Source organism: Sphingomonas sp. OV641 (assembly GCF_900109205.1).
Lineage (GTDB): Bacteria > Pseudomonadota > Alphaproteobacteria > Sphingomonadales > Sphingomonadaceae > Sphingomonas.
Genome location: NZ_FNZB01000001.1, coordinates 2,187,148 through 2,199,621 on the forward strand (window position 1 = coordinate 2,187,148; position 12,474 = coordinate 2,199,621).

At 66.3% G+C, this 12,474-nt stretch carries 10 protein-coding genes; 6 read left to right on the top strand and 4 right to left on the bottom strand.

The window, feature by feature from the left end; all coding sequences use genetic code 11:
* Positions 1-124: 124 nt before the first annotated feature.
* Positions 125-2,167, top strand: a complete 2,043-nt coding sequence (locus tag BMX36_RS10460) for a TonB-dependent receptor domain-containing protein (protein WP_093064928.1) — start codon at positions 125-127, stop codon at positions 2,165-2,167.
* 95 nt (positions 2,168-2,262) lie between these two features.
* Entirely contained in the window at positions 2,263-2,889 is a 627-nt protein-coding gene (locus tag BMX36_RS10465; RefSeq protein WP_093064930.1) for a trimeric intracellular cation channel family protein, read from the top strand.
* A 58-nt stretch (positions 2,890-2,947) separates the two neighbouring features.
* On the opposite strand, the gene BMX36_RS10470 is transcribed toward BMX36_RS10465, so the two are convergent.
* From BMX36_RS10470 to sppA, 3 genes are all read right to left on the bottom strand, one after another.
* On the bottom strand, positions 2,948-3,511 hold the full coding sequence (locus tag BMX36_RS10470) for a GNAT family N-acetyltransferase (RefSeq protein ID WP_093064932.1): 564 nt from the start codon (positions 3,509-3,511) through the stop codon (positions 2,948-2,950).
* A 122-nt stretch (positions 3,512-3,633) separates the two neighbouring features.
* Positions 3,634-4,044, bottom strand: a complete 411-nt coding sequence (locus BMX36_RS10475) for a hypothetical protein (RefSeq protein ID WP_093064934.1) — start codon at positions 4,042-4,044, stop codon at positions 3,634-3,636.
* On the bottom strand, positions 4,041-5,915 hold the full coding sequence (gene sppA / locus BMX36_RS10480; RefSeq protein WP_093064936.1) for a signal peptide peptidase SppA: 1,875 nt from the start codon (positions 5,913-5,915) through the stop codon (positions 4,041-4,043). Before sppA ends, BMX36_RS10475 begins: the two co-directional genes overlap by 4 nt.
* 155 nt (positions 5,916-6,070) lie before the next feature.
* Between sppA and BMX36_RS10485 the strand changes: the two genes are divergently transcribed.
* From BMX36_RS10485 to BMX36_RS10500, 4 genes are all read left to right on the top strand, one after another.
* Positions 6,071-7,477 (top strand): MATE family efflux transporter, encoded by a 1,407-nt coding sequence (locus BMX36_RS10485; RefSeq protein ID WP_093064938.1) that lies wholly within the window; start codon positions 6,071-6,073, stop codon positions 7,475-7,477.
* A 129-nt stretch (positions 7,478-7,606) separates the two neighbouring features.
* Positions 7,607-7,894, top strand: a complete 288-nt coding sequence (groES, locus tag BMX36_RS10490; protein ID WP_066777169.1) for a co-chaperone GroES — start codon at positions 7,607-7,609, stop codon at positions 7,892-7,894.
* An 86-nt stretch (positions 7,895-7,980) separates the two neighbouring features.
* The gene (gene groL, locus BMX36_RS10495; RefSeq protein WP_093064940.1) at positions 7,981-9,618 is read left to right on the top strand and encodes a chaperonin GroEL; all 1,638 of its coding nucleotides are present in this window, start codon (positions 7,981-7,983) and stop codon (positions 9,616-9,618) included.
* Between the two features lie 209 nt (positions 9,619-9,827).
* The gene (locus tag BMX36_RS10500; RefSeq protein WP_093064942.1) at positions 9,828-11,609 is read left to right on the top strand and encodes an ABC-F family ATP-binding cassette domain-containing protein; all 1,782 of its coding nucleotides are present in this window, start codon (positions 9,828-9,830) and stop codon (positions 11,607-11,609) included.
* Between the two features lie 40 nt (positions 11,610-11,649).
* On the opposite strand, the gene BMX36_RS10505 is transcribed toward BMX36_RS10500, so the two are convergent.
* The gene (locus BMX36_RS10505) at positions 11,650-12,456 is read right to left on the bottom strand and encodes an ATP-binding protein (protein ID WP_177179082.1); all 807 of its coding nucleotides are present in this window, start codon (positions 12,454-12,456) and stop codon (positions 11,650-11,652) included.
* Between the last annotated feature and the right edge of the window lie 18 nt (positions 12,457-12,474).

Consider the following 12,474-nt stretch of genomic DNA (forward strand, 5'->3'; position numbering starts at 1 on the left):
TTGGAGAGGGCGCGACTGATGCCGGCCCGGGCGTCACTGTTAACGGCCGACGGGCGCGGCTTCTTCCACTTGGCGTGGTGCTTGCTTACGGCAATTGACCGGAGTGTCCTGGGAGAGTGAAGTTATGCGTGTCGCACTGGCTGCCGTAGTGGCAGCCGCCGTTGTTGCGGCACCTGCCCTGGCCCAAAGCGTCGATGCATCCGGCCGCACCACATATGATGCGGCCTTCTTCCAACGGTTTCAGCCGGCGAATGCCCTGGAGGTCGTCCGCCGCGTTCCCGGCTTCACGCTGGAACAGGTCGAGGAAGACGTGCGCGGATTCGGCCAGGCGGCCGGCAATGTCGTCATCAACGGCCAGCGCCCGTCATCCAAGAGCGATACGATCGAAGTCGTGCTCGCCCGCATCCCCGCGACCCGCGTGGCGCGGGTCGAGGTGGGCCCGGGCACCCTGTTCGGCGCCGAATATAGCGGCAAGGCGCAGGTCGTGAACCTGATCCTCACCGGCGAAGGCGGGCTGGCGGGCACGGCGACGGGCACGCTGCGCCGCCAATATGACGGCAAGCTGTTTCCCGAGGGCAGCGTTTCGACGCTGCTGCGCCGGGGCAATTCGACGTTCAATGCCGCGATCGGAGTCAATAACGAGCAAACCAGCGAGGAAGGCTATGACACGCTGCGCGCCCTCCCCTCCGGCGAGCTTCTGGAATATCGCCGCAAGATCAACACCATCGAAGATCCGAACGCATTCGTGTCGGGCTCCTGGGATTACAAGGCAGGACAATTCGAAACGGCCCGCTTCAACGCGCGCTACGCCTTTGACCGGTTCCGCCTGAGCCAGACCAATCAGGTTCTGCCCACGGGCGGCACGGCGCGGGACGACCGGCTGACGCAGCGGTTCCATTTCGACGAATGGGAAATCGGCGGCGACGTGCAGCGGCCGCTGCTCGGCGGCGGGGTGAAGCTGATCGGCCTCGCCACCCGGCGGGATCGGATCGATCGCGAACTGTCTCTGCTGCGCGTGCGGAGCGATGTGATCGGCGGCAATGAGCAGCAGGTGCGCAGTCAGCGCGACGAGGCCGTGTTGCGCGGCTTGTGGACGCGTCCGGACTTTCATGGCTGGTCGGTGGAAACCGGCGTCGAAGGCGCGCTCAATCGCCTGCGCAGCAAGGTCGATCTGTTCGGCTTTGGCGCGGAGGGCGCCCGGACCCGCATCGACCTGCCGGTGGATGATGCGGTCGTCACCGAATATCGGGCGGAAGGTTTCGCCAATGCCAGCCGTTCGCTGACGGCAAAGCTGCGCATAGACCTGGCGCTGAACTACGAGCTCTCGCGGCTGACGGTGGATGGTGATGCCGACGCCAAGCGCTCGCTCCACTTCTGGAAGCCGAAGCTGAATGTCGACTGGCGCCCCGGCGATGGCTGGCGGGCGCAGGCGTCGATCGCGCGCACGGTGGCACAATTGCGCTTCGAGGACTTTATCAGCGCCGCCGAACTCGCCAACGAACGGGTGAACGGCGGCAATGCGGAACTGGTCCCGCAGCGTTCCTGGGAAGCGCTGGCCACGGTCGAAAAGCAGGTGCTGGGCGATGGGCTGGTCAAGCTGGAGCTCGGCTATACCCGGACTGCCCTGGTGCAGGATCGCGTGCCGACGCCCGAGGGGTTCGACGCCCCCGGCAACCTTGGGGACGGCACCAGCAAGATCGCACGCGCGACCTTCGACGTGCCGGTTGCGCGGCTTGGCATCAAGGGCGGGCGGATCTCAGGGCGCCTGAGCTATGTCGGCACTTCCGTCGAGGACCCCTATACCGGTGAGCAGCGGCCGTACTCCGGCGCCTCCCCATTCGTTTACGAAGTGAACTGGCGCCAGGATCTGGGCGATTTTGCCTGGGGCGTCGGCTTCGCCGGAGACGATCCGTACACCTTCTATCGTCGCAACGAGCTGGACACGCTTTACCCCGGCAACCCCTATATCACCGCCTTTGCCGAGTACCGGCCGACCCGCAGCACCACCGTTACGCTGAGCGTCGACAATTTGGGCGACTTCAGCACCCGGCGTGGACGGTTGTTCTTCGATCCCGACCGCCGCACGCCCGACCCGTTCCGGGTGGAGGATCGCGTGCGCAATCAGCACATCCTGCCTTATCTGACGATCAAGCATAATTTCGGCTGAGCTGCGGCCGAGACGCTCGGCAGGTGCGGTCACGAAGCTGCGCGGAAGGGGACAGCCTCTCCCGCCGAGGCGGCGGATCTGATAGCCGCTTGCCCATGCCGCCCGTCGATCTTCTTCCGGTCCTCGCCCCCTGGTTCGATCTTGCGGGGCTGGCGGTGTTTGCCGTCTCCGGTGCGCTGGCTGCCGCACGCCGAGGGCAAACGATGGTGACGCTCGCTTTTTTCGCGATCATCACGGGCGTCGGCGGTGGCACGATGCGGGATCTGCTGATCGGCGCGCCGGTGTTCTGGATCGTCGACAGCCGTGCCGCAGCCGTGTGCCTATCGGCCGCGCTGGTGATCTGGATCACACCCGAACGCTGGTGGCGCGGCGCAGCGCTGGACTGGTTCGATGCGCTGGGGCTTGCCGCTTATGCCGTTTACGGTGCCGCCAAGGCGCTGGGCTATGGCGTACCGCCGGTGCCGGCCTTTCTGATGGGTGTCGTGACTGCCTGTGTCGGCGGCATCATCCGAGACGTGCTGGCTGGGGAGCCATCGATCCTGATGCGCCCGGAACTCTATGTCACCGCCGCGGCGCTGGCCTCAGCGCTGTTCGTCGGCCTGTCGTTGCTGGGAATGGAGGGGGCACCGGCCGCCGTTATCGCCGCCAGCGCCGGCTTCGCGCTTCGCGCAGCTGCCATCCGCTGGCAATTGCATCTTCCGGCCTATCGGCAGCGGCGGTAGCAGGCCACGCCCGGGTGCTTGTTGAGGGGACTACTGCAGGATCGTGCCGGCGCCGCAATCAGGCGCGGACCACGCCCACGTCGGCAAAGCGGCGCGGCTCCACCGGCGGCACCATGCTTTCGTTCAGCGCGCATTGCCAGAAACCGACGTCCAGCCAGCGGCCCTGCTTATATCCTACCTCGCGATAGATACCCGCGCGCCGAAACCCCACCGCTTCATGCAGCGAGATGGAATTGTCGTTGGGAAGCGCGATAACGCCGATCGCCTGGGTGAAGCCTTGCGCGCGCAACGTATCCACCAGCGCTTCGTAGAGCAGCCGACCCACGCCCTGCCGCTGCACCGAGCCGGACAGATAGATCGAGGTTTCCACCACATAGCGATAAGCGGCGCGCTCTCGAAACCGGGTCGCATAGGCATAGCCGACGACTGCCGCGTCATCGCCCACCCCCGATGTGGCCACCAGCCAAGGATAGAGGCCGTCCGATGCGGTCATGCGCTGACGCATCTGCCGCGTATCAGGCGCCTCGCTCTCGAACGAGACGGTGCCGGAGAGCACATAAGGCGCATAGATCGCCGCAATGGTGGCGGCATCGCCCGTCGTGGCGGGGCGGATGGCGATCATGATCAGGCGCCTCCTTCCGTCTGGGTTGGTCCTGATGTCAGACCGGTTTGCCCAATCGGCAGCAAAGCGCCGTGGTCGTCAACCGATTCCCTTGTCGCCGCCGTAGCACGACACGGGTCGGATCAGCGCTGCTCCACCGCGACCACCAAGTCCGAGATGCCGGCCGTGGACAGCGTGCCGCGCAGACGCGCGCGGCGTGACGGTGCGCCGGGCGGGCCCTGCAAGCCATAGATGCTGAGTTCGCCAGCACCGCCCACACGGCAGCGCACATCGATCGACTGCACATCGGAGAGCCGCGCCGCCATTCGCCGCGCTTCCGCCAGAGAGCCGCCGTCCACCGGCTTGCCACCGATCGCCAGCCGATCAAGCATTACACCCGCGCCCGACAGCGGCGTGGCCGTCACCTGCACCTCATACACGATTGCCTCGCACGCGAAGCGGCCGCTCAGCGTGCGCGGAGAGGCGGGCTGGACCAGCGGCGGCGTGGCGCCGGGCGCTGCCGCCTGCAGCGCCATGAACAGCGCGGCGATCACAGGCCGAAGCGGGCCAGCAGCAGATCCAGCAAGCGCGCGTCACCAGCCGTCACCTGGGTCGGACCAAGCGGCCCGCATTCAAGGCAGCGCGCCTGAATGCCGCCGGTGGTTGCCATGCGCCGAACGTCACCGGCGGCACGCGCCAACACCTGTCGCTGTTCCCACGCCATGCGGCCAAGCGCGTCGGTCGGGACACTGCCGCTTTCATCGTCGTCATTGCCGATCTGCTGCGCCAGCTGCGACGCCCAGCTCGGCTTCTTTTCAAGATATACGGGCTTTGCCTTGGCCGGATCGAGCTTGGCCCGCCGTGCCGCTTCCTGCACGGCATCATCCAGCGTGCCGAACCGATCCACGAGCCCGATCTGCCGCGCGGTGCCGCCTTCCCAGACGCGACCCTGCGCGATCTCGTCCACCCGTGCCACCGGGAGCCGGCGCGAGCGCGATACTTCCGACAGGAAGCGGCGATACACCTGCTCAATGCTCGACTGAATCATGGCGCCCGCCTCTTCGTTGAGGCCGCCGATGATGTCGGGCTGTCCGGCGAGCGGCGTGAGCTTCACTCCATCGCTGGTGACGCCGATCTTGGCGAGGCTGTTCTCGAAGCTGGGCAGAACGCCGAACACGCCGATGGAGCCGGTGATCGTGCCCGGATCAGCGAAGATCACATCGCCCGGCAACGACACCCAATAGCCACCGGACGCCGCCACCCCGCCCATGGAGACGACGATCGGCAAGCCCCGGCGTTTCGCCTCGAGCACGGCCAAGCGGATCCGTTCGGACGCCAGCACCGATCCGCCCGGCGAAGCCACCCGGACGACCAGCGCCTTCAGTTTTTTCTCGGCAAGCCCATCAAGGATGAACTTGGCGATCGTGTCGCCACCGGCGGTGCCAGGCCCGGCCTTGCCGTCGACGATCTCGCCGGCGACGGTGACCACGCCGATTTCGCCCTCGCCGGGAGCGGGGTTCGCCTGCACATACGCCTGGTAGCGGATCTGCTTGAACGAGCCCGCCGGCTTGTCCTCTTCGGCACCGACGATCTCGGCGACGCGGCGGCCGAAGGAGATGCGATCACCCAGCTTGTCGACGATCCCGCTGGAGAGGCTGGCCTTTGCGATATCGCCGCCAGCGGCCGCGACGATACGGCTCGGCTGCGTCAGCCAGCCGTCCACACGCGCCTTGGGCCGCGCCTGCGCGACAGCATTCTTCCATTGTTCAAACAAAGATCCGTACAGCGCCTGCGAGGCCGCGCGCGATTCCGGGCTTTCGTCCGCGCGGGTATAGGGCTCCACGGCCGACTTGAACTTGCCGACGCGGAACACGTGGGTGGTGACGCCCAGCTTATCGATCAGGCCCTTGTAGTAGAGGCGATTGCCGCCCGGCCCGCTGAGCACCACGCCGCCCAGCGGATCGACCCAGATCTCGCTCGCCGCCGCGGCGAGCCGATACGCACCGTCAGTATAGCCGGTCGCATAGGCGAGGACCGGCTTTCCGCTTTGCCGCACCCGCACCAGCGCTTCGGCCACTTCGCCGAGCGCGGCCGGATAGGCGCCGCCGAAGCGGTCCAAGTCCAGCACAACCGCCTTCACGCGGGTGTCGGTACGCGCGCTGTCGATCGCGTGAACCACATCGCGCAACCGATACTGCCGGCCGATCTGCTGGCCAGAGACAAAGGCGAGCGGGGGCACCTCTTCGGGCTGCTCGACGATTGGCCCGTCGAGATCCAGAACAAGCGCACCATCCTTGATCGAAGGCGTGCCGGGTCGTGAATTCAGCGCTGCGAACAACAGGGCAAAGAACAGCAGCATGGCCACGAGCACCAGCGCGTCCTTGATGCCGACCAGCAGTTTCCACGCGCCGCGTACAAGCTTCATCACCAATTCCCGGAAAGTCTTCTTAACGGTTTAACCGAAGGTGTATGGGTGGAGCAATACGGCTGATCAATTGATCCGGCTGGGCGGCTGATCACGCTCGCATCACCATCTGCCGCCTTTCCCCCGCTGGAGATTCGGCCTACCTCCCCCCGGCCATGGAGTTCGCCGCCGCCCCGCCGCTGACCGAAACGCGTCCGGCGAGCGACCGGGCCGAGCTGTCCGCGCTGCTGCGCCTGTCGGCACCGCTTGTCGGCGCGAACCTGCTGCAGATGGCGGTCAGCGCGGTGGACGTCATTTTCGTGGCGCGACTCGGCACCATTGATCTGGCAGCGGCGACGCTGGGCGTGTTCCTCTTCAACCTCAGCATGTATGCGCTGATCGGCCTCACCAGCGCCGCCTCTCCGCTGATCGCGGCGGAGCTCGGCCGGCGCCGCCATGCAGTGCGCGAGGTGAGGCGCAGCGTGCGCATGGCCTTCTGGGTTGGCGCCGCCGCGGCGTTGCCCGTCCTGCTGCTGCTTGCCCATGGCGAAACCTTGCTGCTGCTGGCGGGGCAGGATGCCGACGTGGCGCGCCGCGCCGGTCATTTCCTCGACATCATCCTGATCGGCCTGCTGCCCGGTGTCGCCGCCGGGATCATGCGGTCATCGGCGGCGGCGCTCAGCCGGCCCGGCTGGGCGTTCGCCGTCACTGGGCTGGCGCTGCTGGTGAGCATTGTCGCCAACTGGGCGCTGGTGTTCGGCAATCTGGGCGCGCCGGCGCTGGGTCTGGAAGGGTCCGCGATCGCCAGCGTCATCAGCCTGACTGCCATGACGATCGCTTATGTCGGGATCTTCCTGTTCGACCGGCGACTGCGCCGCTATCGCCTGTTCGGCCGCTGGTGGGCGGCCGAATGGCCCCGTTTTCGGGACATCGTGCGGCTTGGCGTGCCGATCATGCTGACCTGGACCTTCGAGGGCGCGCTGTTCGGCGGCGCCGCGATCCTGATGGGGTTGATCGGCGTCAACGAGGTGGCGGCCCACGCCGTGGCACTCAACATCGCGGCGATCGCTTTTCAGGTCCCCTTCGGCATCGCGCAGGCGGCGACCATCCGCGTCGGCATGGCCTATGGCGCACTGGACCGGGAATGGATCGCGCGGGCTGGCCGCGTCGCGCTGGTGATGGGGATCGGCTTCATGGGCATCACCGCCGGCGCGATGTGGGCCGCGCCCCGCCTGTTCGTCAGCGCCTATGTCGACGTGGAGGCCCCGGCGAACGCAATCGTGGTGAGGCTGGCGGTGCAGTATCTGGCGCTCGCCGCCATGTTCCAGCTGGTCGATGGCGCACAGGCGGTAGCGGCCGGCGTGCTGCGTGGGCTGCAGGACACGCGCGTGCCGATGCTGATCGCGCTGTTCGGCTATTGGGTGGTCGGTTTTGGCACCTCGATCTTCCTCGGCTTTCAGGCAGGATGGGCGGGCGTGGGCATCTGGACCGGCCTCGCGGTGGGGCTGCTGGCGGTGTCCATCCTGCTGATGTGGCGCTGGTACGCGCGCGAACGGCTCGGCCTCGTCCCGCGCACGGCCTGACCGACCGGTCCAAATTTTTGTGCGTCATACCGTTGACGCTATGATGAGCCACACACATATGGCCGGCGCTGGCACTCGATTCAGGCGAGTGCCAAAGAACAGTCACACCGCTCAAAAGAGGGTACAGCCATGAACTTCCGTCCGCTGCACGACCGCGTGCTCGTGCGCCGCGTCGAGGCCGAGGAAAAGACTGCCGGGGGGATCATCATTCCCGACACCGCCAAGGAAAAGCCGCAGGAAGGCGAAGTTGTCGCCGCCGGCGCGGGCGCCAAGGCGGAAGACGGCAAGGTCACGCCGCTCGACGTCAAGGCCGGTGACCGCATCCTGTTCGGCAAGTGGTCGGGCACCGAGGTCAAGGTGAACGGCGAAGACCTGCTCATCATGAAGGAATCGGACATCCTCGGGATCATCGCCTGATGGCGATGGGGCTCGGCATCATCGCCCGAGCCTCCGTTCGAATACTTCAACTGTTTCAACATTCGTTCATCTGAAAGGGTAGCCACATGGCAGCCAAGGACGTGAAATTCGGCCGCGACGCACGCGAGCGCATCCTCAAGGGTGTCGACATCCTCGCCGACGCGGTGAAGGTGACGCTGGGCCCGAAGGGTCGCAACGTCGTGATCGACAAGAGCTTCGGCGCGCCCCGCATCACCAAGGACGGTGTGTCGGTCGCCAAGGAAATCGAGCTCAAGGACAAGTTCGAGAACATGGGCGCGCAGATGGTGCGCGAAGTGGCCTCGAAGACCAACGACATCGCCGGTGACGGCACCACCACCGCGACCGTTCTCGCCCAGGCGATCGTTCGCGAGGGCATGAAGTCGGTAGCGGCCGGCATGAACCCGATGGACCTGAAGCGCGGCATCGACCTCGCCGTCGGCAAGGTCGTTGACGACATCAAGGCGCGCTCCAAGCCAGTTTCGGGTTCGCAGGAAGTTGCCCAGGTCGGCATCATCTCCGCGAACGGCGACCGTGAAGTCGGCGAGAAGATCGCCGAGGCCATGGAGAAGGTCGGCAAGGAAGGCGTGATCACCGTCGAAGAGGCGAAGGGTCTCGAATTTGAGCTCGACGTCGTCGAGGGCATGCAGTTCGACCGCGGCTACCTGTCGCCGTACTTCATCACCAACCCGGAAAAGATGCAGGTCGAGCTGAACGATCCCTACATCCTGATCCACGAGAAGAAGCTGTCGAACCTGCAGTCGATGCTTCCGATCCTCGAGGCGGTTGTGCAGTCGGGCCGTCCGCTCCTGATCATCGCCGAGGACATCGAGGGCGAGGCGCTGGCCACGCTCGTCGTGAACAAGCTGCGCGGCGGCCTGAAGGTCGCAGCGGTGAAGGCACCGGGTTTCGGCGATCGTCGCAAGGCGATGCTCGAGGACATCGCGATCCTCACCAAGGGCGAGGTTGTCTCCGAGGATCTCGGCATCAAGCTCGAGACCGTCACGCTCGGCATGCTCGGCACCGCCAAGCGCGTCACGATCGACAAGGACAACACCACCATCGTCGATGGCGCGGGTGATGCGGAGTCGATCAAGGGCCGCACCGAGGCGATCCGTCAGCAGATCGAAGTCACCACTTCGGATTATGACCGTGAGAAGCTGCAGGAGCGTCTCGCCAAGCTTGCTGGCGGCGTTGCCGTGATCAAGGTCGGCGGTGCGACCGAGGTCGAGGTGAAGGAGCGCAAGGACCGCGTCGACGACGCGCTGCACGCGACCCGCGCAGCCGTTGAAGAGGGCATCGTTCCGGGCGGCGGCACGGCGCTGCTCTACGCGACCAAGGCGCTGGAAGGCGTGAGCGGCGCGAACGACGACCAGACCCGCGGTGTGGACATCGTCCGCAAGTCGCTGACCGCGCTGGTGCGCCAGATCGCGCAGAACGCCGGTCAGGACGGCGCCGTGGTGTCGGGCAAGCTGCTCGACCAGAACGACACCTCGTTCGGCTTCAACGCGTCGACCGACACCTATGAGAACCTGGTGCAGGCCGGCGTGATCGACCCGACCAAGGTCGTGCGCACCGCGCTCCAGAACGCCGCATCTGTGGCTGGCCTCCTCATCACCACCGAGGCGACCGTCTCCGAGCTGCCGGAAGACAAGCCCGCCATGCCGGCAATGCCGGGCGGCGGCATGGGCGGCATGGACTTCTGATTTCGGACCGGGGCAGCGAAAGCTGCCCCGGACAGAAAACGGAAGCGTCCAGCAGCGGCTTCGCCGCTGCGCTTCTCAAGAAAGGACCGGATGCCCAGCGCATCCGGTCCTTTTTGCTTCTGGGCCGAGCCCAGACGATCAAAGCAAAGGCATAGGCCGGAAGTGAAGGGCGCTTGCGCATCCCGGCCACGACCCTATCTGCCGCCCCCATGGCTGCCCCTATTCTAGCGTATGAAGACCTTGGCCTCATTCAGGGCGCCGGCTGGCTCTTCCGCAACCTGAACTTCTATGTCGGCCCGCGTGACCGCCTGGCGCTGATCGGCCGCAATGGCGCAGGCAAGACGACCCTGCTGAAGCTGATCGCCGGGACGATCGACGCGGACGAGGGCCGGCGCACCATCGTGCCTGGCACCCGCGTGATCCTGCTGGAGCAGGATCCGAACCTTTCCGACTATGCCACGCTCGCCGATTATGTGCTGTCGGGCAGCGACGCGCCGCAGCACTTCGAGGCCGACGCCATTGCCGATCAGCTTGGTATCGACCTGTCGCGCGAGGCGGCGACCGCGTCCGGCGGTGAACGGCGCCGCGCCGCGATCGTGCGCGCGCTGGCGCAGGACCCGGACGTGCTGCTGCTCGACGAGCCGACCAACCATCTCGATATTGGTGCGATCGAATGGCTGGAGGATTGGCTGAGCCGCTTCCGCGGCGCCTTTGTCGTGATCAGCCATGACCGAACGTTCCTGACCCGGTTGACCAAACAGACCTTGTGGCTCGATCGCGGCAACATGCGCCGCGCTGAAGTCGGCTTCGGCGGCTTTGATGCCTGGACCGAGCAGGTCTATGCCGAGGAGCAGCGCGCCGCCGAGAAGCTGGATGCCAAGCTGAAGATCGAGGAACATTGGCTTCAGCGCGGCGTGACGGGTCGTCGGCGGCGCAATCAGGGCCGCCTGTCCAAGCTGAAGGAAATGCGCGCCGAACGCGCGGCGATGATCGGGCCGCAGGGCGCCGCTGCGCTGGCCATCGGCAGCGACGACAACAAGACCAAGGTCGTCATCGACGCGGAGCATGTCAGCAAGAGCTATGACGGGCGAACGATCATCCGCGATCTGACGTTCCGCGTGACTCGCGGCGACCGGATCGGGATTGTCGGCCGCAACGGCGCGGGCAAGACAACGCTGTTGCGCCTGCTGACCGGCGAACTGGCGCCCGACAGCGGGACGGTGAAGCTCGCCAAGACGCTGGACGGCATCGTCATCGACCAGCAGCGCAAGCTGATGGCGCCGGAGAAGACGGTGCGCGAGGTGCTGGCGGACGGTGGCGACTGGATCGACGTGCTGGGCGCAAAGAAGCACATTCACGGCTATCTCAAGGAATTCCTGTTCGACCCGAGCCTGGCCGAAGCCAAGGTCGGTTCGCTATCGGGCGGGGAGCGATCACGATTGTTGCTGGCGCGGGAATTTGCGCGACATTCCAACCTGTTGGTGCTGGATGAGCCGACCAATGACCTTGATCTCGAAACGCTGGACCTGCTGCAGGAGGTGATCGCGGATTACGAGGGCACCGTCCTGATCGTCAGCCACGATCGCGACTTCCTCGATCGCACCGTGACGGTCACGCTCGGCCTGGACGGGTCCGGCAAGGTGGATGTCGTCGCCGGCGGATATGAGGATTGGGAGCGGAAGCGGGCGCCGCAGAATGAGCGCAAGTCGGCGGCCAAGGCGACAGCCGCAACGCCGGCAGCCCCGCCACAGGCGCGGACCAAGCTGAGCTACAAGGACCAGCGTGACTTCGATCAGCTGCCCAAGCGAATCGAGCAACTGGACGCAGCGATCGCGCGCGACGAGGCGCTGCTGGCGGATCCGGAACTCTATGCCCGCGACCCGGGGGCGTTCGACCGGCTGATGAAGGCGATCAGCGCGGCGCGCGACGAGAAGGAAAATGCGGAGCTGCGCTGGCTCGAATTGGCCGAGATGGTCGAGGCGCTGGGGTAGGAGCGGCCGTCCAGCGGAACGGGACCGGAGAAATCCGGCCTTAAAGGCTTTTACCGGCCCGTCCCGCCAGATCGACGACATATTGCCAGGCGACCCGGCCAGACCGGCTGCCCCGCCTATTCGCCCAGAGCAGCGCATCCTGCGCATCGAACGGCAGGCCATGCCGCTCCGCATAGCCGCGGACGATGTCGAGGTAGAGCGGCTGATCGACGACGTGGAAGCCGAGGCTGAGGCCGAAGCGATCGGCAAGCGCCATGTGATCGTCCACCGCGTCGCGCGGGTTGATCGCATTTTCCTGTTCGTGAACGTCGCGCGGGATCAAGTGGCGGCGGTTGGAGGTGACGACCAGCCGTGCATTGGCCGGCCGCGCCTCCGCCCCGCCCTCCAGCAGGGAGCGCAGCGTGCGTGCGTCCGCCGCGGCGTCAAAGCCCAGATCATCGAGGAACAGGACAAAGGACCGGGGCACGGCCGCGATCGCATCGAACAATGCGGGCAGGCTATCCAGCCGATCTGCGGCGACCTCGATGAGCGCGAGCGGGCCACCGGTGGTCTGGACCGCGCCGACGCAGGCCTTGACCAGCGCGGACTTGCCCGTGCCGCGGGCGCCCCACAGCAAGACATCCTGGGCAGCATGGCCGCCGGACAGGCGCGTCAGATTGGCGAGCAGCAGATCACGCTGTACCTCCACCCCATGCAGCAGATCGAGCGGAAGCGGCGCAAAGGCACGGGCCGCCACCAGCACGCCATCCCGCCAGACATACGCGGGGTGCGCCAGCGGATCAGCCGCCGGCGGCGGGGGCGGCGCGAGGCGTTCCAGCGCGGCGGCAATGCGGGTGAGATCGTCCATAATCCGCTGCTAGGTGCC

Excerpts from the sequence above, each read along its gene's own strand:
- BMX36_RS10485 (WP_093064938.1), top strand. The coding sequence starts at position 6,071 with ATGGAGTTCGCCGCCGCCCCGCCGCTGACCGAAACGCGTCCGGCGAGC.
- BMX36_RS10465 (WP_093064930.1), top strand. The coding sequence starts at position 2,263 with ATGCCGCCCGTCGATCTTCTTCCGGTCCTCGCCCCCTGGTTCGATCTT.
- sppA (WP_093064936.1), bottom strand. The coding sequence starts at position 5,915 with ATGAAGCTTGTACGCGGCGCGTGGAAACTGCTGGTCGGCATCAAGGAC.
- BMX36_RS10500 (WP_093064942.1), top strand. The coding sequence starts at position 9,828 with ATGGCTGCCCCTATTCTAGCGTATGAAGACCTTGGCCTCATTCAGGGC.
- BMX36_RS10505 (WP_177179082.1), bottom strand. The coding sequence starts at position 12,456 with ATGGACGATCTCACCCGCATTGCCGCCGCGCTGGAACGCCTCGCGCCG.
- groL (WP_093064940.1), top strand. The coding sequence starts at position 7,981 with ATGGCAGCCAAGGACGTGAAATTCGGCCGCGACGCACGCGAGCGCATC.
- groES (WP_066777169.1), top strand. The coding sequence starts at position 7,607 with ATGAACTTCCGTCCGCTGCACGACCGCGTGCTCGTGCGCCGCGTCGAG.
- BMX36_RS10460 (WP_093064928.1), top strand. The coding sequence starts at position 125 with ATGCGTGTCGCACTGGCTGCCGTAGTGGCAGCCGCCGTTGTTGCGGCA.
- BMX36_RS10470 (WP_093064932.1), bottom strand. The coding sequence starts at position 3,511 with ATGATCGCCATCCGCCCCGCCACGACGGGCGATGCCGCCACCATTGCG.